Annotated in this window: 22 protein-coding genes; 15 read left to right on the top strand and 7 right to left on the bottom strand. The window is 37.2% G+C overall.

Annotation, left to right across the window (positions count from 1 at the left end):
* The first annotated feature begins 194 nt into the window (after positions 1 to 194).
* From BM163_RS11365 to BM163_RS11355, 3 genes are all read left to right on the top strand, one after another.
* Positions 195 to 638, top strand: a complete 444-nt coding sequence (locus BM163_RS11365; protein WP_089803231.1) for a Dps family protein — start codon at positions 195 to 197, stop codon at positions 636 to 638.
* 53 nt (positions 639 to 691) lie between these two features.
* Positions 692 to 1,132, top strand: a complete 441-nt coding sequence (locus BM163_RS11360; protein WP_229675565.1) for a Dps family protein — start codon at positions 692 to 694, stop codon at positions 1,130 to 1,132.
* A 142-nt stretch (positions 1,133 to 1,274) separates the two neighbouring features.
* Entirely contained in the window at positions 1,275 to 1,715 is a 441-nt protein-coding gene (locus BM163_RS11355) for a Dps family protein (RefSeq protein WP_170243726.1), read from the top strand.
* A gap of 61 nt (positions 1,716 to 1,776) precedes the next feature.
* Here the strand turns inward: BM163_RS11355 and BM163_RS11350 are convergent, their stop codons facing one another.
* The 3 genes from BM163_RS11350 to BM163_RS11340 all read right to left on the bottom strand — a co-directional run bounded on the left by BM163_RS11350 (position 1,777) and on the right by BM163_RS11340 (position 3,709).
* Positions 1,777 to 1,869 (bottom strand): YjcZ family sporulation protein, encoded by a 93-nt coding sequence (locus BM163_RS11350; protein ID WP_089803228.1) that lies wholly within the window; start codon positions 1,867 to 1,869, stop codon positions 1,777 to 1,779.
* Between the two features lie 101 nt (positions 1,870 to 1,970).
* The gene (locus tag BM163_RS11345) at positions 1,971 to 2,843 is read right to left on the bottom strand and encodes a Cof-type HAD-IIB family hydrolase (RefSeq protein ID WP_089803226.1); all 873 of its coding nucleotides are present in this window, start codon (positions 2,841 to 2,843) and stop codon (positions 1,971 to 1,973) included.
* A 59-nt stretch (positions 2,844 to 2,902) separates the two neighbouring features.
* Positions 2,903 to 3,709, bottom strand: a complete 807-nt coding sequence (locus BM163_RS11340; RefSeq protein ID WP_089803224.1) for an HAD family hydrolase — start codon at positions 3,707 to 3,709, stop codon at positions 2,903 to 2,905.
* 150 nt (positions 3,710 to 3,859) lie between these two features.
* Between BM163_RS11340 and BM163_RS11335 the strand changes: the two genes are divergently transcribed.
* The 6 genes from BM163_RS11335 (at position 3,860) to BM163_RS11310 (ending at position 9,919) form a co-directional block, all read left to right on the top strand.
* The gene (locus tag BM163_RS11335; RefSeq protein ID WP_089803222.1) at positions 3,860 to 4,780 is read left to right on the top strand and encodes an AEC family transporter; all 921 of its coding nucleotides are present in this window, start codon (positions 3,860 to 3,862) and stop codon (positions 4,778 to 4,780) included.
* A gap of 92 nt (positions 4,781 to 4,872) precedes the next feature.
* A complete protein-coding gene (locus BM163_RS11330) occupies positions 4,873 to 5,841 on the top strand; it encodes a DUF4003 family protein (RefSeq protein ID WP_089803220.1) in 969 nt (322 codons plus the stop codon).
* Positions 5,842 to 5,864: 23 nt separating this feature from the next.
* Complete coding sequence (locus tag BM163_RS11325; protein WP_089803218.1) at positions 5,865 to 6,653, top strand: alpha/beta hydrolase; 789 nt, start codon at positions 5,865 to 5,867, stop codon at positions 6,651 to 6,653.
* 148 nt (positions 6,654 to 6,801) lie between these two features.
* A complete protein-coding gene (locus BM163_RS11320) occupies positions 6,802 to 7,482 on the top strand; it encodes a response regulator transcription factor (protein WP_089803257.1) in 681 nt (226 codons plus the stop codon).
* Positions 7,483 to 7,484: 2 nt separating this feature from the next.
* On the top strand, positions 7,485 to 8,834 hold the full coding sequence (locus BM163_RS11315) for a sensor histidine kinase (protein WP_089803216.1): 1,350 nt from the start codon (positions 7,485 to 7,487) through the stop codon (positions 8,832 to 8,834).
* Positions 8,835 to 8,920: 86 nt separating this feature from the next.
* Entirely contained in the window at positions 8,921 to 9,919 is a 999-nt protein-coding gene (locus tag BM163_RS11310; protein WP_089803214.1) for a PepSY domain-containing protein, read from the top strand.
* A gap of 361 nt (positions 9,920 to 10,280) precedes the next feature.
* On the opposite strand, the gene BM163_RS11305 is transcribed toward BM163_RS11310, so the two are convergent.
* A complete protein-coding gene (locus tag BM163_RS11305) occupies positions 10,281 to 10,481 on the bottom strand; it encodes a cold-shock protein (RefSeq protein WP_062322196.1) in 201 nt (66 codons plus the stop codon).
* Between the two features lie 406 nt (positions 10,482 to 10,887).
* Here BM163_RS11305 and rlmN point away from each other — a divergent pair, with 406 nt between their 5' ends.
* Complete coding sequence (gene rlmN, locus BM163_RS11300; RefSeq protein ID WP_089803212.1) at positions 10,888 to 11,955, top strand: dual-specificity RNA methyltransferase RlmN; 1,068 nt, start codon at positions 10,888 to 10,890, stop codon at positions 11,953 to 11,955.
* A 101-nt stretch (positions 11,956 to 12,056) separates the two neighbouring features.
* Here rlmN and BM163_RS11295 read toward each other — a convergent pair whose 3' ends face one another.
* From BM163_RS11295 to BM163_RS11285, 3 genes are all read right to left on the bottom strand, one after another.
* Positions 12,057 to 13,409, bottom strand: a complete 1,353-nt coding sequence (locus BM163_RS11295) for an MFS transporter (RefSeq protein ID WP_089803210.1) — start codon at positions 13,407 to 13,409, stop codon at positions 12,057 to 12,059.
* Positions 13,409 to 14,035: a TetR/AcrR family transcriptional regulator gene (locus BM163_RS11290; RefSeq protein ID WP_089803208.1), complete on the bottom strand. Its 627-nt coding sequence runs from the start codon at positions 14,033 to 14,035 to the stop codon at positions 13,409 to 13,411. Before BM163_RS11290 ends, BM163_RS11295 begins: the two co-directional genes overlap by 1 nt.
* 117 nt (positions 14,036 to 14,152) lie before the next feature.
* Positions 14,153 to 14,548 (bottom strand): hypothetical protein, encoded by a 396-nt coding sequence (locus BM163_RS11285; protein ID WP_089803206.1) that lies wholly within the window; start codon positions 14,546 to 14,548, stop codon positions 14,153 to 14,155.
* 542 nt (positions 14,549 to 15,090) lie between these two features.
* Here BM163_RS11285 and BM163_RS11280 point away from each other — a divergent pair.
* The 5 genes from BM163_RS11280 to BM163_RS11260 all read left to right on the top strand — a co-directional run.
* Complete coding sequence (locus BM163_RS11280) at positions 15,091 to 15,579, top strand: hypothetical protein (RefSeq protein ID WP_089803204.1); 489 nt, start codon at positions 15,091 to 15,093, stop codon at positions 15,577 to 15,579.
* On the top strand, positions 15,570 to 16,100 hold the full coding sequence (locus tag BM163_RS11275; RefSeq protein ID WP_089803202.1) for a permease: 531 nt from the start codon (positions 15,570 to 15,572) through the stop codon (positions 16,098 to 16,100). Before BM163_RS11280 ends, BM163_RS11275 begins: the two co-directional genes overlap by 10 nt.
* Positions 16,101 to 16,439: 339 nt before the next feature.
* The gene (locus BM163_RS11270) at positions 16,440 to 18,116 is read left to right on the top strand and encodes a glycoside hydrolase family 13 protein (protein WP_089803200.1); all 1,677 of its coding nucleotides are present in this window, start codon (positions 16,440 to 16,442) and stop codon (positions 18,114 to 18,116) included.
* Between the two features lie 65 nt (positions 18,117 to 18,181).
* Complete coding sequence (locus BM163_RS11265) at positions 18,182 to 19,852, top strand: alpha-glucosidase (protein ID WP_089803199.1); 1,671 nt, start codon at positions 18,182 to 18,184, stop codon at positions 19,850 to 19,852.
* Between the two features lie 230 nt (positions 19,853 to 20,082).
* On the top strand, positions 20,083 to 20,601 hold a 519-nt coding region (locus BM163_RS11260; RefSeq protein WP_177200266.1), incomplete at its 3' end, for an RNA-guided endonuclease TnpB family protein.

Below are 20,601 nucleotides of genomic sequence, written 5' to 3'. Positions count from 1 at the left end.
ATAAGTGATTAAAAGGTGGAAAGTAAATGATGGTAGATTTATTTAACGCATTGACAACTAATGATTATTAAATTATAATTATTATAAGTTAATAATTAATTAAAACACCTTGTGCTAAATGTTTAATTAATCTAGGTAAGGGAAAAAGAAAAGCATGAGGTCAATATGAAATGTATATAGGGAGGAATTTTTAAATGTCACATGAATTACACAATCAGGTAAACAAAATTGTTGCAACACAAGGAGTGCTTTTCACGAAATTACACCAGCACCATTGGTATGTGAAAGGCGATAGATTCTTTACACTTCATGAAAAGTTTGAAGAGCTATACGATGAGGTGAATGCCCAGTTTGATGAGTTTGCTGAACGTCTATTGACGATTGGTGGCAAGCCATATTCTACATTAAAAGAATTTATAGATCATTCGAGTATTAAAGAAAGTCCTTACACAAAGGATGTTTCATCAGATGAGATGGTGAAGAGCGTACTTAAGGATTTTGAGATGGTTGTAGAAGATTTAGATAAAGGTATTGAGCTTGCTGCAGAAGCGGGTGATGATGTAACGGAAGATTTATGTATTGGTTATAAAACGTCACTAGAAAAACACATGTGGATGTTCCGCTACTATCTAGGTTAGGATACACACTGAAATCTATTATTAATAAAACAATGAAAAAGGAGCTAATTTTTATGACACAATTACACAATCAGGTAAACAAAATTGTTGCAACACAAGGGGTATTATTTACAAAATTACATCAGCATCACTGGTACGTAAAAGGAAATAAATTCTTTGTTTTGCATGAAAAGTTTGAAGAATTATACGATGAAGTAAATGTTCAGTTTGATGAATTTGCTGAACGCTTATTAACTATTGGTGGTAAACCGTATTCAACATTGAAAGAATTTATTGAACACTCAAGTATCCAAGAAACTCCTTATACAAAGGAAGTTTCATCAGAAGACATGGTGAAAACGGTGTTAGCGGATTTTGAGATAGTAGTAAATGATTTAGAAAAAGGGATTGAACTAGCAGGCGATGCGAATGATGATGTAACGGAAGATTTATGCATCGGCTATAAAACGTCACTAGAAAAACATATGTGGATGCTACGTTATTACTTAGATTAATGGCTTATCGTTTTTAACATGCATCACACCATAAGGGGCGCATGTTAAATAATCAGAAATAGTAATTGAGGGGCAATTTTTGATAGGGCATGAACGGTTTGTTAATCTTATTAAATATCAAACACAAAAGGAGCTGTTTTGTTTGAAACAATTACATGATCAATTAAATAAAATCGTGGCGACACAAGGTGTATTGTTTACAAAATTGCATCAACATCACTGGTACGTAAAAGGACCAAACTTCTTCACGCTGCATGAAAAATTTGAAGAGTTGTATGATGAAGTTAACGCACAATTTGATGAATTTGCCGAACGTCTCCTCACGATTGGTGGTCATCCGTATTCCACTTTAGCTGAGTTTATTGAGCATTCAAGTATTAAAGAGGCACCTTACACTGATAAAGTACCAGCAGAAGAGATGGTCAAAACGGTGCTAGCTGACTTTGAGTTGGCTGTGAAAGACTTAGAAAAGGGCATTGAACTGGCTGGTGAAGCAGGAGATGATGATACGGAAGATTTGTGTATTGGTTATAAAACATCCCTTGAGAAACATATGTGGATGTTACAATATTACCTTGATTAAATATCTCTTTAAAGTAAAAAGACTCACATACGTGAGTCTTTTTTACGTATATCCTATGCAATTAATAAAACGAAGCACCCACAATGACTAATAGAATAAACAAAACAACGATTAAGGCGAAAGTATTGTAATTACTTGTTTGGCAAGGATACATAAAGCGTCACCACCTTTTTGTGAGATACTATAATATATACATATTTAACAAAAAGGGTAGGGCAATCATCTTGTTAGTAATAGTTTTAACAAGGCTATTTACTAATTTTTTTCGTTGATGGCTAGCGCCATTTCAATGGCACTTTTTACACCATCTTTATTATTAGAAGTGGTTGTGTAATCGACGTGAGATTTGATGTAATCTGTTGCATTATCCATGGCAACGCCATAGCCTACTTTAGTGAGCATAGGCAAATCATTTTCGTTATCCCCAATAGCCATGATTTCTTCGGGTTTAATCCCCAGTTTTTTTGCGTAAGTGAGCAATGCGTGACCCTTGGTTGCCTCGTGATGATTAAATTCCACATTATCAAAGCCGGAACTTGTGACATACAAATCTTTTCTCCCGTCAAATATCGAACGTATGGCCGCTAACTCACTTTTTTTCAATGAGAAGGCAAGCAGCTTATATGGAATAATGGCATCATCGTTTAAGACAGATAAAAAATCATCAGTAAAGCTAAATGTTTCCTCTTGGAACCGTTGGTCTATGTATGCCTTAATTTGTTCATCTGTGTAGTCGATAAATTTCTCGCGTAAAATGTTTAATAACATATCGATAAATTGAGCTTGATCAGGTGCAAAAACCCCCTTATTTGTATACATTTCAAGATATACTTTATTCGTATCAACTTTCTCTATAATTTCTTTAGCCATCTCAGGATGAAGGGGTGTGTCAATAATCCGTTGGTGATGTTCATCGTACACATTCGCTCCGTTCATACAAAGAATCGGTACGTTAAGTCCTGCTTTTTCAATCGCTTTCTTTGCAGAAAGATATGACCGTCCTGTTGCGGCCATAAATAAGATTCCTGAAGCTTCTGCCTTTCGAATGGCTTCTACGGTAGCAGTTGATATGCTTCCGTCTTCTTTTAATAATGTTCCGTCTAAATCTGATGCAATAAGTTTAATCATTTATTTGTCTCCTTCGATTCTTTTCGCGATAATGATAATCAGCGCGGACGATCATATTTTTAGTCGTTTGTTTTCGCGTGTGGAATAATACCCAAGTAGCTAAAGGCATCATAAAGCCCACCTTCATCCACTGTCTTCGTCGTATAGTCAGCATAGGCTAACAAATCAGGATGAGCGTTGCCCATGGCAATGCCGATCCCTACCGTCTCTAACATATCTTTATCATTCATACCATCACCAATTGCTGCAGCGTGAGCGTGTGGAATGTGTTCAGCTTTTAAGACGGCGTCAATGGCTTTACCTTTGTTTACATCTTGCTGAATAACGTCGTAATGATCTGTCATTCCTGTCACGTTCACTTGTGAAAAGTACAGACTAACGTCTTTTTGATAGCGAGCGAGGTCTTCATCTTTGCAATTTAATAGTGTCATGCCATAAATACGTGCACGCGCTTCTGTTGTATAGCGTTCGTTTAACGTAATGCCAAAGTGATCAATAAACTTTTGGACATATGAAGGTTTAAAAGAGCTAAATAAGTTGTGGGTATCAGAATATAAGACGAGCTCTTGTTCGTTCTTTTTTACTGTGTCAACAAAGTAATCAACGAGGTCTTCATCCATATGTTTTTCATAAATAACGGTGTGATTTTTTCTGGCATAAGCCCCATTGTAGCCGATCACATGATGAATGTTAAGTGTTTGTAAAAGCGGGTCTAATTCGTGAACAGGACGCCCAGTTGCAAGCCAGATATTAATACCAGCTTCTTGTGCAAGGGAAATCGCCTCTTTTGTTTTTGGATGAATGGATTGGTCATGCTGAACGATTGTACCATCTACATCAATAAAAACGTGTGTAATCTCTGTCATAAGGAAACCTCCATTAAATGTATAATAAGCAAAAAATGCATGGAACGCAGTCAATGCTTTCTTGTTCTATATCTTATTCTAGTGTACCATGAAAAGTAATCTTATGTGCATCATTGGACTTAATGTAACTGTATACAAAGAAAAAAGGGGATGGATGAGGTGTCGGGTTTTAATCAGCAATTCTTGTTATCGGTGATGATTATTGTATTGGGTTTTATAATTAAACGTTTAGGTTGGTTAGGTGAAGAAGAAGGGGATAGTATTTCAAGGCTGATTTTTAATGTGACATTACCTTGTTTAATTATTTATTCATTTCATGATTTGACGATAGACGCGTCATTATTTTTACTTGTTTTAAGCGGTATGCTCTATGGTTTTATTTTAATGGGTTTTGGCTATTTGTTTTTCGGGAGAAAGAAAGGTAAGACGAAAGGAATGCTGCTAATGATGATGCCTGGTCTCAACATAGGGTTATTTGCGTATCCGTTAGTTGAAGGTCTATTCGGGAGTGAAGGCATTCGATATTTTGGTATGTTAGATGTTGGAAATGCATTAATCACATTTGGTATGTGTTATATTATCGGTAGTTTTTATAGTGGGAAAAATCAGTTGTTTGATGCTAGGTCGATTTTTAAAAAGCTCACCCGTTCAGTCCCCTTAATGACATACATGATAGTTTTTCTACTAGCGGTGATGAAGATAAATTTCCCTAGTGTTGTAATTGATGCAGCTGAAGTTATCTCTCGCGCAAATATGCCTTTATCACTTTTAGTGCTAGGAATGTTTATTCATATTCAAATGGCTCATTCAGAACGACGAGAGTTAAGTCAGTTTTTAATGGCTCGTTTTGGTGTGGGTTTAGTTGTTGGTCTTTTGTGTTATTTCCTGTTACCTGTTAGTCAGATGGTAAAACTCACACTGCTTATAGGTTCAATCTTACCGTTACCCTTATCGCATTTGCCGTATGCTGTTGAATTTGATTACAGTAGGCGCTTTGTCGGGACGACATCTAGCTTGTCGTTAGTTACGAGCTTTGTTCTGATTTGGTTGGTAGCAACTTTAGTTATGTAAGACATTTTTTGATTTTATTCCCTCGAAACGTTTTTAAGATCCGGTTTAAAGGGTATAGTCTAGCATAACGGTAATAAAGTGAGGGATATCAGATGGAAAGATACTTAGATGTACTACGAAAATTCGAAACTAATGTGTCGCGGTTAAAGAAACGCTATCGTTGGCGCTTTGATTCTAAGAGCATTGCTCTTGTCTCATTAGAATTTGCGATAAATGATCAGCCTCTTGACTTAAATGTGTTTGAACACGTGAATCAAAAGCTTAGTAAAAAATTATCACCTTTTTCAACGCTTAAACAATCAGAGCAGTATTTTATTGTTGCGTCGTTGATGATTAAAACGGATGATCCAATAGCGGCAATTGATACATTTTTAGACCAACAAAAAGCACTAATGAAAGAAGGTATGATAAAAGAGACAGTGAGTTATTACTTAGCTCTTATGCTTGTAGAGAAAGAGGCATCGCTTTCTAGTGTGACTTCCGCTAACCAACTTTACCGCCGACTGAAACACCGGCACAGCTTTATGTTGAATCGTAGTATTTTTCCATTCGTTTTTAAGATTAGTGTGGAACATCAAGATAACAAACGGATGAAAGATGAAAAAGCAATTGTTGACGCGGTTGAATCAAATTATGATTTATTAGTTAAGCATGGATTTAAAGCGGGGACACATTTATATGTGATGAGTATGGTGTTTACACTGCCAATGTTTAGTCATCAAATCAGTCATTGTATTCAATTGCACCAGCAATTAATCGATACGGGTTTCACCATTGAACCAGAACAATATTTAAGCTTTGCAATTTTATCGCATTCTTCCTTTGAGAAAAAAGATGTAATTGAACTCAAGATGTTAGTGAAAGAGCTGGTTAATCGGTCGCAATTTAAACAAGATAAGCAGTTAATGAAACAGCTGGCGATGCATATGTTGCTGATTGATTATTTGCCGCATCAAACGGGGGTTAATAAGGAAGTTTTAACTTTAGCTTATGAATTAATCGAGGTGGAACATATGGCGATTATGTCAGCGGTTTCGTCTGGATCTTTAGGTTTATATTAGTATAGAAGGAAGGTTTTGTTAAGATGGCTCAAATGTCTTGTCACTTTTATTCAGATGTTCTTCAAAAGCACACGGCTATGACGGTAATTATTCCTGAAAACACAAAAAACCAATTTGGTGGTGCTAATCAATCGACAGTTAATCGCTTACCGGTACTCTATTTATTGCACGGATTTACAGATGATCATACAATTTGGTCACGGCGTACATCGATTGAGCGTTATGCGGATGAGTGGGGGATGGCGGTTGTCATGCCGGATGGGGATCATAGTTTTTATACAGATATGCATTTTGGTAAACCGTTCTTTCGGTTCTTGACAGAAGAACTACCGGAGAAAGTGGCTTATTTCTTTTCTGTTTCTAGTGAACCTAAAGATACGTTTGTCGCAGGTTTATCCATGGGTGGATATGGAGCTTTTAAATGGGCAATATCGAAACCGGAGAGGTTTCATAAAGCTGCATCACTTTCAGGAGCTTTAGACATAGTGAGGCTGCGAAAAGACACCGTTTCAACTGATATGGAAGTGGTCATGAATCAGATATTTGAAGAAAGCGATATTAAAGAGACGTCAGATGATTTGTTTTATTTACTGGAAAAACAGCTGGAAAATCAAGTGTCATTACCAGCATTATATCTTGCTTGTGGTAAGGAAGACTTTCTTTATGAGGATAATCAAGCCTTCGCTAATCTCCTTGAAAAAGACAGTATTGAACGAGAGGTTATATTTGACCGCGGTGACCACGAATGGCGTTACTGGGATCGTCATATAGAAAAGGTGATGAGCTGGATGATGTCAGAAAGGGATAATTAAAACAAGCAAAACTGACGATTTATATGACTTTTGAACCTAGAGATGCATGCATCTCTAGGTTTTTTAAAGAATAACTATAAGAAATATGCGCATATAGAAATTAGCAAACGGCTTAACGAACGTGATTTATGGTAAACTTAAAGAAGAGGTGAACAAGATGACTATATTAGTGGTTGAAGATGAAGTAAAGTTAGCTAGAGCGTTGCAACTTGAACTGGAATTTGAGGGGTATACTGTTCGCTTGTGTCATGATGGAAAAGAAGCGCTAAAACTCATACTGGAAGAGACGTTTGAACTTATTATCTTAGATGTCATGTTGCCGAGTTTAAGTGGCATGGATATATTGAGACGTTTACGTAAGGAAAATGAGCGTATTCCTGTTATTATGTTAACGGCGCGAGATCAGATTTACGATAAGGTAAGTGGTTTAGATTATGGGGCAAATGACTATATAACGAAGCCTTTTGAAATAGAGGAACTTTTGGCGAGGATTCGTGTCCAACTGCGTCTAACGGAAAACGTCATACATGAAGATGAGAAAAACCTGTTGCTTATTAAAGATATTAAAATTAATTTGAGTACGTATGAAGTGACAAGGGCTAATCAACCTGTCGAACTGACAAAACGAGAGTTTGAACTACTCGTATTTTTAGTTAAGAATAAAAACCATGTCTTAAGTCGTGATCAATTACTTACGGAAGTGTGGGGTTATGATTATATGGGAGAAACAAATGTCGTTGATGTATATGTTCGATATTTGCGACAGAAATTAGATTATGAACTTATTGAAACAGTAAGGGGCGTAGGCTACATGGTTCGGAGTGAATAACAATGCAGTTAAAAACAAAATTAGTGTTATTAAACACATCAGGATTTCTCTTATTCTTATTTGTGATCCAGATGCTTATATATTTTAGTTTTGTCCAGATTATGACTAATCAAGAAATGAGCCGTATAGAAGCACAAGCAACGACGGTCCTTGAGGCATTTGCGCAAGATGCTGTCATGGATGTGGACCCAGTGCAGCTCCTAAAAGCTTATGTACCTACCGATGGAATGGTTCGTCTTGTGGATGAAGAAAATGTGATTATGCAAGTTGTTACGCAGGATGCCCGACTGACAACATTAGAAGTGGATTTTATTAATCGCTCGGTAAGTGAACAGTTAACATTAGGAGATGGTGAGCGCTTTGCTAAAGTGTCCGTGCCGATGATTTATGTTGATCAGAAAGTCCGCATGTTAGAAATCGTTCAACCACTTAAGTATATTGATGATGCATTAGAAGTTTTAATGTTAGTGTTGATTATAAGTTTTTTCATTATGATTATTCCAGCTGTTTTAATTGGTCAAACAATTGCCCGAGCTGTGATTCAACCGATTAAACGTTTATCTGTAGCTATGCAACATAATCAACAAGACGGTAAGTGGGAGACGGTTGATTTTAGTCATCGAAAGGATGAGCTAGGTCAAGTGGCTCTTAGCTTCAATGAAATGAACAAGCGCTTAAAAAGAATGTTTGATACTCAAGAACAATTTGTTGCGAACGCATCGCATGAATTAAAAACACCGTTAGCTGTGATAAAAAGCTATGTGCGTTTGATTGAAAGGCAAGGGCATGCAAGGCCAGAGGTAATTGAAGAATCGCTCGAGACGATTAATCATGAGACGGACCGTATGCACCATTTAATTCAACAAATGTTAACGCTTGTTGCTATTGAAAAGGGTGAACAATTGACCTTTAAACAGGTTCGTTTAAACGCTTTATTAAAGCAAGTGAGTAAATCAATTGCGCTAGCATTCGATCGTTTAATTAATCTTCAATTACCAGAAGAGGACCTTGTCATCGTCGGAGACGAGGATAAACTCAAACAGTTGTTGTATATCTTACTTGATAACGCGCAAAAATATTCTGATGATGCCATTGACTTGCGATTGAAAAAAGAAGGCGATCACATATTAATTGAAGTTGAAGATCGTGGTGAAGGACTAGGTGAGTTAGACCAAGAAGCGATATTTGATCGCTTCTATCGTGTGGACAAGGCACGGACAAGGGAAACTGGTGGAACGGGTTTAGGTTTAACGATTGCCAAAGCGATAGTGCATCAACACGAAGGGGAGATTAAAGTCGAATCAGTAGAAGGAGAGGGGACGACTTTTCAAGTGGTTTTACCTGCTTCGTGATTTTCTCATCAAATTCTCATGTCTTGTTAAAATGACGTTCATTTTTTCTTGATATAGTTTAAGGTGAGAAAGGGAGGAAGATAAGTATGAAATCTACAGTTATAAAAGTGCTCGCTAGCTTATTTGGTGGCTTAACTGTATTCTTAATCAGCGCGTATGTTTTTCAGTATGCGATGGGAACTGCTGAAGCAAAGATGTCGATTGAAGAAGCGCAAGCCCTAGCGTCGGAGCAATTTCCAGGCACAGTCACGGAAGTAGCGTATGAGAATGGTAAGTATGAAATTGAAATTGAAACAGATTTACAATCCTTCGACCTGGTAATAGATGCAACAACTGGGGAGATTCTTTATTTAGAAGAAAAGGATCAAAAAACAGCTCAGCTGACAGATGATGCAGGAGACGATGTAAATAGTGATGTGCCGATAAATAATAGTGAAAAATTAGTTGGTGAAAAGGCAACACAGCAAACGACTGAATTGCTACCTGAAGTGAAAGATGCTTCAAATGCTTCTGCACAAGCAAACAATGACGAGTTTTCGCCAGACATGCAAGTAAATGACGATACAAAAATAAAAGCGGATATACAAGAAACTAATAAGCCTGACGCGATACAAAATGATGCTGCGTCTGATGTAGCTAAAGAGGTGGTAAGCAATACACCTGCTGTGATGATTAATAGAGCGCAAGCAAGACAAATAGCGAGGGACAAGACCAATAATGCCAAAGTAAAAGATATTGAGTTAGAAACAGACGATGATGTCACGTATTACAGTATTGAATTAGAAAATGATACCCATGAATTTGAAGTTGAAATTGATGCCTATACCGGTCGATTAATTGTGTTGGAAATGGAAAAAATAGATGAGAATAAAAGAACCAAAGAAGTGATTCTTTCCAGAGAAGCGATTATCCAATTAATAAATAAAGAATACCAAGGGTATCGCATCGTCAAGATTGAGCTTGAGGATGACGATGGTCGCAATATTTATGAGGTGGAATTAAAGTCGAATAAATATGAAATTGAGTTGGAAATCGAGGCAATGACAGGAAAAGTACTTAGTTTTGATAAAGAGTTAGATGGTTAGTTAACGACGACCCACCTGATAATTGACTCCTGCCCAAGCGCTGTATCACTAGTGACAAGTTTTTAACCATCTGTTGCCGCAAAATGTCCCGTGCTTTGCCATGACATGTTACCATTATTGATTCATCCCATCCAAATTAAACATACGTTAAGTTGAGTGGGATGATTTTTTGTGTGAATGCTATTAGAATCCGTTTGATAAATCTAACCGTTCTCGCGTGGGAACTGCTTCAGTGGGGCTGCTGCCTAATCAGTGTGCCAACCAAAAAAGAGACCAATCCCTCATGTTGACGATGGATCAATATAAAAGTAGACATGAAAAAAGAGAGCGAATAATCGCTCTCTTTGAGTGTTAGGTTTAATTAGTTCTTTTCAACGTTAGCTGCTTGTGGTCCGCGGTTACCTTCTTCGATATCGAAAGTTACTGCTTGTCCTTCTTCAAGTGTTTTGAAACCGTCGCCTTGGATTGCTGAGAAGTGTACAAATACGTCATCTTGTCCTTCAACTTCGATAAATCCAAAACCTTTGTCTGCGTTAAACCATTTTACTGTACCTTGTGCCATATTACTTTTCCTCCTAGTGTGGTGTTTCCACACAATTGTATTACTATTGTTGCTCAAGCATCAAAACGAAAACTTTCACGTTGCTAGTTACTTGAAGTGTTTTTGCAGTCGAACAAAATAGCTAACTTTATTATAGCAGGCGTTTTTCATAATTGCAACCCTATTCAATGATAAATATTAGATATATGTATTAAAATTCTGACTTTTTCGGCTTTTAATGCTTTAAAACCTTGGTGTTATAGCATTTACACCGTTTGAAAAATAAAAAATAAAAAATAAAATAATGCTGATAGGTGTGTTTTTGCTTATATAATAAGTAAAAAGGTTGCGGAAACAGCATTGAACCTATAATATAAGTAAAGGATTTAAATGTTCGGTTGATTTATATTTAAAGGGGATAGTATTTATGGAAACTAAGCAATCCATTTATGGATTAACAAAAGATCAATTAACGGATTGGTTTTTAGGTCAGGGATTAAAAAAATTTAGAGCGACACAAGTATGGGATTGGCTGTATGTTAAACGCGTTAAATCATTTGATGACATGACGAACTTAACAAAAGACACACGTGATTTACTCTCAGAACAATTTGTACTTGGTACTTTGGAAGAAGAAATTAAACAAGAATCAAAGGATGGCACCATTAAGTTTTTATTTAAGTTATCTGACGGTAACCTGATTGAAACAGTGTTGATGCGTTTTTCATATGGTTTATCGGTTTGTGTTACGACACAAGTAGGCTGTAATATTGGTTGTACGTTCTGTGCTAGTGGACTTTTAAAGAAAAATAGAGACTTAACGAGCGGTGAAATTGTTGAACAAATCATGAAAGTACAACATGCGCTTGATGAGAAAGGTTTAGACGAGCGTGTCAGCCATATTGTTGTGATGGGAATTGGTGAACCATTTGATAATTATGACCATACAATGGCCTTTCTACGTATTGTCAATGACCAAAAAGGTTTATCGATTGGTGCCAGACACATTACGGTGTCAACGAGTGGCTTAGCGCATAAAATCAAAGCCTTTGCGGATGAGAATATTCAAGTCAACTTAGCTGTATCACTCCATGCACCGAATGATGAGTTACGTACGTCCATTATGAAAATCAATAAAGCCTTCCCAATTGCGAAATTAATGGAAGCCATTGATTACTACTTAGAGACAACGAATCGTCGGATTACGTTTGAGTACATTCTATTAAAAGATGTGAATGATCATGTAAAGGAAGCCAAACAACTGGCACGCTTATTAAAAGATAAACGTCATTTAAGCTACGTCAACCTTATTCCTTATAACCCCGTTGCAGAACATAATCAATATGATCGCAGTGAAAAAGAACAAATTTTAGCTTTTTATGAGGCACTCTTAAAAGAGGGAATCAATTGTGGGGTTCGTGTAGAACAAGGCTCTGACATTGATGCGGCATGTGGACAATTACGTAGCAAGCAAATGAAAAAACAACAAGCCTAAACGATCTAACATATTGACCTTGCGATTCGAAAAACGTTACGGTTATATGAATAATAAAAGCAAAGCTACTTATTCAAGTGGGCTTTGCTTTTTACTTATCACTATTTTTCAATTTTCTCTATAATGTGCTTCTCGTTATAACGGATCAATACTCCAGCGCCTATTAATGATAAAATAATCGCTGTTATAAGTGAAAAGCGATAACCAAGGCCTGTGTCTCGCCCTATTGTAGCGAAGGTAGTAAAAATTAAAATTGCGAGTGACTGTCCCACTTTAAAAGCAAAGGTTCGAGCAGCGAAAAACATTCCCTCTCTATTTTCACCTGTATTCACACTTTCAAACTGAGCAATATCAGCAACCATTGCTTGTGGTAATATACCTAAAATCGCCATAGGCAAAGCAGCAGAAATCGCGATGATAAACCCGTGAACGTGCGCGTTAATCGGTAATAGACCACTTATACTTGCGATGAAGAAGGCAAAAGCAAATGTTAAAAAAGCTATAAGAACAAGTGGTTTTTTCCCTATCTTTTTGGCCCATAGATTAACAGGTAAATAGAAGAGGAAAGATACAAACGTCATCGTTAAAAATAAAACGGTGATCATAAATTCTTCTAAACCTAGAAGGGCAACAACAAAGAAAGGTAAGCCTGTTTGGAAAATTGTTAAAGCGATCCAGTACAATACGTCAGATAATACAAAAATCCGAAAGTGTTTATTCTTAAAAGTCTTTAAAAGTGATTCAAAAGCGCCGCTTTTGGAAGGTTCTGCTTTAATGTAATCTGTTTCTTTTAAAAATAGAGCAGGTACCATCATCAATATAAAAGCGATTGTTGCTAAGATAGCAAATGTTAACTGAATGGCTGGTACTCTTGCTATACCGTTTGAAATAAAAATGTCCCAAATGAAAGGTGCACTATAAGCTAAAGATGTCCCTAAGATAAATGTTATTGAGATGTAAGTGGAAATATTAATCTTGTCCTCTTGTGAACGACCAAGTTCAGGAATCAAAGCTGTATAAGGGGTGCAGTAGAGTGTCATAAACAAATAAAAGACAATCACTTTAATAAAGAGACTAATATTGTTTAACATGGAAATGCCTTCAGATTGCGGAATGAATATAAAGATAGTCATTAAAGCAAAAGGTAGGGCAAATCGGCGTAAAAAGGGGACGCGGCGTCCTAATTTATGTGTTGATTGATCAGATGCTGAAGCGATGAGTGGATCTGATATGGCATCAAATAGACGACCAAAAGCTGTGATTGCCCCGATAATTGTAAAAAGACCAAAAACAACTGTTCCTTGTGAAATAAATAAAGGCTGGCCTTGATTAATTAATTCTTCTACGGGTTGATAAAAATAAACCAACCAATTAATAACAATGCCGGTTAAAATAGACCAACCAAACTGTCCCATAGCAAAAATCCACATTATTTTCTTTGTTACAGGTTTCATCATTTCTCCTCCTCGGTGTAATGCTTCTCTATATATTTAATAGACATATCAATTAAAAGTTCGATCTGTTGTTCGGCATTAATTTCTGTTTCATATGTTAATACAGGTGGATAGGCAGCTAGTTTTTTGCACAAACCAATAATGGCATGAGTCGTTGTATAATAATAGATATCTAAATCGCATTTTGAATGATGAACAATCCACGTAGAAAGTGCTCGGTCAAAGTGTGTTTTAATACTACCTAGAACCTTTTCATAGCGCTCTTTTTCACTTGCGTTTAAAGGCTCTTGTATTAATTTTAGGTCGAAATCAGCAACAAATAAGTACCAGGCAGGTTCTTCTTTGAAAACGGTATGAAACAATTGAAAGAATTGATGAATATATGTAAGTCCTGTTGAGTTAGTACTGAGTTCAGCAAGTTTTTCTTCGACATCTCTCCATAAAGCAATTGCTACTTCTACAACGAGATGATGCTTTTTCCCGAAGTAACGATAAAGTGTTGCCTCGCCCATACCTAAGTGATTAGCAATATCCGATATGGTGACGCTTTCAATTCGGTGTTTTAAAAAAAGATGCTTCGCTTCACTGACAATCATGTCATACTTTCTTTGTTGAATTAAATTCATAAACTTCCCTCCTTTGAAAGTCAAACTATCAAATTGATAGACTGTCTATCATTAAAATATCATATTATTAAAATATAAACAAGAACAAATGTATTGAACTACCCCCACCTAACATTCTCACGAATGTTTGAGGAAGGGGATTCCATAAGGACGCGACACTTTGGACCGCGTCGTATCCAATTTTTCGATAGCGAGTGGTTTATGATGTTTAACGGCATAGTCAACGAGAGCAATGACCTCTACTTCTATTATTTTCGCCTTCTGCCCACTCGTTTTACCCTCTAAATTAAACGGGAGGGTAAAGGCATCCACACATTGACTTATGGCGTTGACATTAGCGACAGCGATATGATTCACATTCAAATCAACACCAATCATGCCGGTTGACGTTGAGGTATTCAGATAGGGTGTAGCAGGCACATCAATTAAGCATTTAACGATATAGTAGTCACCATGGTCCTCAAGCGACCATCCAATAGGCTTCCCATACTTTTTCTTATCTTTCAGATTCATTTGTGTCTGAATGGCACGATGGACATGATCTTGACCATAAGGAAAAACAACGCCAGAGAGACTAACAACACACTGATTGATAGCCTTAAAGGTAAAGGTATGCGTTTCTGGTTGATAATGAAAGACTTGGTTGTCAGTTGTGTCTGTTGTTTTTCGTATCGATCTTTCTTAAAGTTTAACTGACCCAAGCGAGACTTTAGGTGTTTGATTTGAACATCAAGGTGTTGATGTTCAAAATCGTAGGCGCAGTGAAATAAGCGTGTGTAGTGCTTATATGTCACAACAAAAAAGGCCCTTCATGCTCACGATACCCACCCTCCCTCTGTTTTTGGCGGTCACTATTATTGCTATAATTATACAATGAAGAATATATGTTTGTCGCTTCAAAAAAATTCAAAAAGAAGCGATTCATCACCTACCTAGTGCTAACGCACGTGAGGAAGGTGTCTTCTCGCTCTAAGACGATAAACAGGTATAAACGGGCCTTTGACAGCATAAAATAAATTCTATATACTCATATGGGTATACAGAGGGGGGATAGTGTGATGCAATCAATGATTTTATATAGCGTTATTGTAATATTAACAAGTATATCGTGGCTTAATGATCGAAAAAAAACAAAAAAAGCAATAATTAAGGCTAAAAACATGTTGATAAAATTAGCGCCTGAATTATTAGCCATTTTACTATTTGTTGGATTAAGTCTAGCTGTTTTAACGCCAGATGTTATTTCATCCTTTATCGGGGAGCAGTCAGGCCTTATTGGTGTGGTCCTTGCAAGTATAGTTGGATCATTTGCTATGTTACCAAGTTTTGTTGTTTTTCCACTTGCCAGTACATTAGTAGAAAATGGTGCGGGTCTTGTTCAGGTCTCAGCTTTAATCGCCACACTTGTATCGGTTGGTTTTGCTAGTTTACCAATGGAACGCCGTATTTTCGGCAAAGAATTCACTTATTTACGTAATCTATCAGCAGTCGTAATGGCGTTTGTCTTTGCTTTTGTTATTTGGGTGGTGTTACCGTGGCTATAATCAAAAGGTGGCGTGCGCTTATTATATTAAGTCTCTTATTAATAGGGTTAGTGGCGATTAACCCTGAAAGAGGCCAGACAGCTGTTTCTCTTACGCTAGGGAGCGCGAAAGATATGTTTTTACTTTTACCACCAATACTCGTGTTGGTTGGACTGATTGACCAGTGGATAGATAAAAGCCTACTCATTAAGTACATGGGTGATGATGCTAAGTTCACAGGCGTACTTGTTGCGCTCCTATTAGGTGGATTAGCTGCAGGGCCAATGTATATCGCTTTTCCAATAGCCATAACGTTATTAAAAAAAGGGGCGAACATTCGCTACATTGTTTTTTTCTTAGGTGTTTGGACGACAGCAAAGTTGCCCATTGTTTTATTTGAAGTATCCGCATTCGGTTGGAAATATACGCTTATTCACGTATTAGTTGGGTTGTTTTTTTTCTATTTTGTCGGTGTGTTTTTTGAAAAGCATTTTGACCGTGAGACATTATTAAAAGAAGATATTACGAATTTAGCTGAATAAAGTCATAAGACTAGGATTAGTGTGTCGTTTGGCACACTAATCCTTTTTTAAAATGAAGAAGCTTTAAGTGAATCTGTGAAGTGAGGGTTCAAGGATCTTTGAGAATCCATAGAAAAATACTATTGCGGCTCAGGTTGAAATGTGCTATTCTTTGTTTAGAAAAGCGCAACCGTTTGCCTAGGTTGAAAAGTTAATTGTATCCGGTTTCAAATAAGTGATTTACACTAAGACGGTGGCTGTGTAATGTTAGTAAATAATATGTGTTTAATTTAAGTTATATGGGGTTTGGATGTGCAATGCAAATAATTGCACTGCATAAAAAGAAGGGAAGGAACTATTATGACAAAATGGTGGAAAGATGCGACCGTGTATCAAATATATCCGCGTAGCTTTAATGATTCAAATGGTGATGGTATCGGCGATATTAATGGCATTACAGAGAAATTGCCTTACCTTAAAGAATTAGGCATCGATGTGATTTGGCTATCACCTGTCTATCAATCACCTAATGATGATAACGGCTATGATATTAGTGATTATGAAGCGATTATGGACGAGTTTGGTACGATGAACGATTATGAACAGATGCTGTTAGAAGCGAAGCGGCTGGATTTAAAAATTATGATGGATCTTGTCGTCAATCACACGTCTGATGAACATCAATGGTTCATTGAATCAAAGAAAAGTAAAACAAATGATAAGCGCGCATATTATATTTGGCATGACCCTAAAACAAATGGAGAGCCACCTACACAGTGGGCTGCAGCATTTGGGGGAAGTGTGTGGGAATATGATGAGACATCAGAACAATATTATTTACACCTATTCAGTAAGAAACAACCGGACTTGAATTGGGAATCTGACGCGATGCGACAGGATGTCTATCGGATGATGAGAAACTGGCTGGATAAGGGTGTAGCTGGCTTTAGAATGGACGTTATCAATATGATTTCAAAAGACCCAACGTATCCTGAAGGAAAAAAACTAAAAACAGGTTATACTGATGGTAGTCCTTATTATTTCAATGGTCCTAAAGTACACGCATATTTACAAGAGATGCGACGGGAAGCGTTAAGTGGCTATGACACGATTACGGTAGGTGAAATGCCGAATGTGAGTGTTGATCAAGCGAAGCTTTATACGGCTGAAGAGCGCAAGGAACTGGACATGGTTTTTCATTTTGATCATGTTGGTTTGGGCGATGGTGAATTAGGAAAATGGACGCCTAAGCCATGGAAGTTAACCGATTTGAAACAGATTTTCAGCCGCTGGCAAGAAGGTCTTGATGAAGTTGGGTGGAACAGTCTTTATTGGAGTAACCATGATCAGCCACGTGCACTTTCACGATTTGGAAATGATCAAGAAACCTACCGCGTGAAATCAGGTAAAATGTTAGCGACGTGTCTTCATATGTTAAAGGGCACACCTTATGTGTTTCAAGGGGAAGAAATAGGCATGACAAATGTGCAGTTTTCATCACTGGATGATTATCGTGATCTAGAATCGATCAATGCTTTTCATGAACTCACAGAAAAAGGGTTATTAACGGAAGAAGAGATGATGGAGGCTATTTATAAAAGAGGTAGAGATAATGCCCGAACACCAATGCAATGGTCCAATCAAGTAAATGCAGGATTTACTAGTGGTACACCATGGATTGGGGTAAATCCGAATTATCGCACAATCAATGTCCATGATGCATTAGCTAAAAAAGATTCGCTTTTTTACTATTATCAGAAGCTTATCAAGTTAAGAAAGACACATGAGATCATCGTGGAGGGGCGCTATCACTTATTATATCAGGACCGTGAAGATATATATGTTTATAAGCGTGTCTTAAATGACCAAACATTAATAGTTTTAACGAATTTTACTGATCAAACGGTAACGGTTGATCTACCTTATCAACTCATGATGTCAGATTGTTTAATTACAAATGAAGACGAAGCAATTGAAAAAAGCGATGCGGGCTATCAATTAAAGCCTTATGGTGCGTACGTATTTTTATTGAACTGAGCATCAAAACTTAAAGTAACTAAAAAACGAAAAAGTAACTATACAAAAAATTGGGGTGCAGTAACATGACAAAAAAAATATGGTGGAAAGAAGCGGTAGCATATCAGGTCTATCCGCGTAGCTTTAATGATTCTAATGGTGATGGTATTGGTGATATTCAAGGGATTATTCAGAAACTTGATTACCTAAAAAACTTAGGCATAGATGTGATTTGGGTGTCGCCTATTTATGAATCACCAAATGATGATAATGGCTATGATATCAGTGATTATCAAGATATTATGGCAGACTTTGGTACGATGACGGACTTTGATGAGTTGTTACGAGAAACGCATAAACGTGGGATGAAAATTATTATGGATTTAGTGATTAATCATACATCTGATGAGCACCCTTGGTTTATTGAATCGCGCGCATCTAAAGACTCGCCTAAACGTGACTGGTACATCTGGCATGAAGGTAAAGATGGAGAAGAACCGAACAACTGGGAATCAATTTTTAGCGGCTCGGTTTGGGAATATGATGAAAAGACAAAAGAGTACTATATGCATGTATTTAGTAGAAAACAACCCGATTTAAATTGGGAAAACAGTGATGTGAGAAAAGCACTCTATGATATGGTCAATTGGTGGTTAGATAAAGGGATTGATGGCTTCCGTGTTGATGCGATATCGCACATCAAAAAACGTGAAGGCTTCCCAGATTTACCGAATCCGGATAATAAGAAATATGTGCCCTCGTTTGATCACCATATGAATCAACCTGGTATTGACACGTTCTTGTCTGAATTTGCACAAAAAACATTGAAAAATTATGATATTATGACAGTTGGAGAAGCAAACGGTGTGACGCTTGAGGATGCCGATAAGTGGATTGGTGAAGAGGATGGTTACTTTAATATGATCTTCCAATTTGATCATTTAAGCCTCTGGGGTACGAGCACTGATGGTGGTCTAGATTTACCGGCGTTAAAAGCAGCGCTATCAAAGTGGCAAGTCGGTTTGGATGGGCATGGATGGAATGCTTTGTTTTTAGAAAATCATGATCAACCACGCTCTGTCTCAACATGGGGCAATGATAAGGATCTTCGCCAGACCTCAGCTAAAGCTTTGGCTACGTTGTATTTCTTAATGCAGGGGACACCATTTATTTACCAAGGTCAAGAAATCGGTATGACCAATGTTCAGTTTGATTCTATTGATGATTACAATGATGTGGCAATAAAAAATCGCTATAAACATGAGCTAGAAGAAGGTAAATTACATGAAGACATTATGGCTTCGATTTGGAAAAACGGCCGCGATAACTCACGTACACCGATGCAGTGGGATCAGTCACCGATGGCTGGTTTTACTACAGGCACACCTTGGTTAAAGGTTAACCCGAATTATCCTGATATCAATGTAAAGCATAATGTAGAAGACCCGCATTCTGTTTATCATTACTACAAACGACTTATTGAGATTCGTAAAGCAAATGATGTCTTGATATATGGTCATTACACATTGATTCACGAGGAACATGACTATGTGTACAGTTATTTGCGACAAGAAGACGAACATGAAGAAGCTTACATCGTTGTTGTCAATATGTTTGATACCAACACAACAATTGATTTTAGTGATAACTACACGCTGCTTGACTGCGTCTTGTCAAACTATGTCGTAAAAGACGAAACGCTGGCGCTTCATCTAAGACCTTATGAGGCACGTGTCTATAAAGTGTTGCCAAAGTAGGAGAAATGAAATAATTGAAGAAAAACAAATAACAAAGACAAGCAGGTTGTGGTATAAATCCACAACCTGCTTGTTTTTCTATACGGGTCGCCAGCTGAGAGAACACGTTACTTTAGTGACGTGGTGAATCAGCGTCTCGGGCGACCCGCGTTGTATTCGGTTAGTTGGTTGTCGATATAGTCTTTAACGATACATGGGGTATAATATATAGAGAAAGGTGGTGAGAACATATGTACAAAGGTATTGAAGGAAAGATTTATCCCAATAAAGTGCAACAACGCCTTATTAATCATACATTCGGGCATTCTAGATTTGTTTGGAATCAGATGTTAGCGATGTTAAACACAAGATACGACAATAATCCCAATGTTAGATGCTTATCGTATAACGCGTTAAGTATTTTGCTCACGCAACTTAAAAAAGAACACCCTTGGTTAAAAGAGGTGGACGCCAAAGCGCTACAAAATTCTGTCAAAACGCTCAGAGAGACCTTTGACAGATTCTTCAATAAACAATCAAACTACCCACGCTTTAAATCCGGAAAGATTTTTAAGCAAACTTACAAAACGCTTGAAAGCACGATTCGATTCAATGCTAACCAACGGTATATTAAGTTACCTAAATTGGGCTGGGTGAAATGTAGGCTATCTTTACAACACCTTAATAATGACCGCATAAAATCCGTGACGGTTATCCGTAAATCTAACAATAACTACTATATTTCCGTCTTAGTAGAAAGCGAAAATCAA

Origin of the sequence: Halolactibacillus alkaliphilus (assembly GCF_900115465.1) — a bacterium.
Taxonomy (GTDB): domain Bacteria; phylum Bacillota; class Bacilli; order Bacillales; family Amphibacillaceae; genus Halolactibacillus; species Halolactibacillus alkaliphilus.
This window is presented reverse-complemented; position numbering and strand designations above follow the sequence as displayed.

Coding starts and splice junctions, on each gene's coding strand:
- BM163_RS11365 (WP_089803231.1), top strand. CDS start 195: ATGTCACATGAATTACACAATCAGGTAAACAAAATTGTTGCAACACAA.
- rlmN (WP_089803212.1), top strand. CDS start 10,888: ATGGAAACTAAGCAATCCATTTATGGATTAACAAAAGATCAATTAACG.
- BM163_RS11340 (WP_089803224.1), bottom strand. CDS start 3,709: ATGACAGAGATTACACACGTTTTTATTGATGTAGATGGTACAATCGTT.
- BM163_RS11295 (WP_089803210.1), bottom strand. CDS start 13,409: ATGAAACCTGTAACAAAGAAAATAATGTGGATTTTTGCTATGGGACAG.
- BM163_RS11360 (WP_229675565.1), top strand. CDS start 692: ATGACACAATTACACAATCAGGTAAACAAAATTGTTGCAACACAAGGG.
- BM163_RS11315 (WP_089803216.1), top strand. CDS start 7,485: ATGCAGTTAAAAACAAAATTAGTGTTATTAAACACATCAGGATTTCTC.
- BM163_RS11290 (WP_089803208.1), bottom strand. CDS start 14,035: ATGAATTTAATTCAACAAAGAAAGTATGACATGATTGTCAGTGAAGCG.
- BM163_RS11310 (WP_089803214.1), top strand. CDS start 8,921: ATGAAATCTACAGTTATAAAAGTGCTCGCTAGCTTATTTGGTGGCTTA.
- BM163_RS11285 (WP_089803206.1), bottom strand. CDS start 14,548: ATGAATCTGAAAGATAAGAAAAAGTATGGGAAGCCTATTGGATGGTCG.
- BM163_RS11270 (WP_089803200.1), top strand. CDS start 16,440: ATGACAAAATGGTGGAAAGATGCGACCGTGTATCAAATATATCCGCGT.
- BM163_RS11335 (WP_089803222.1), top strand. CDS start 3,860: ATGGATGAGGTGTCGGGTTTTAATCAGCAATTCTTGTTATCGGTGATG.
- BM163_RS11305 (WP_062322196.1), bottom strand. CDS start 10,481: ATGGCACAAGGTACAGTAAAATGGTTTAACGCAGACAAAGGTTTTGGA.
- BM163_RS11350 (WP_089803228.1), bottom strand. CDS start 1,869: ATGTATCCTTGCCAAACAAGTAATTACAATACTTTCGCCTTAATCGTT.
- BM163_RS11325 (WP_089803218.1), top strand. CDS start 5,865: ATGGCTCAAATGTCTTGTCACTTTTATTCAGATGTTCTTCAAAAGCAC.
- BM163_RS11345 (WP_089803226.1), bottom strand. CDS start 2,843: ATGATTAAACTTATTGCATCAGATTTAGACGGAACATTATTAAAAGAA.
- BM163_RS11265 (WP_089803199.1), top strand. CDS start 18,182: ATGACAAAAAAAATATGGTGGAAAGAAGCGGTAGCATATCAGGTCTAT.
- BM163_RS11330 (WP_089803220.1), top strand. CDS start 4,873: ATGGAAAGATACTTAGATGTACTACGAAAATTCGAAACTAATGTGTCG.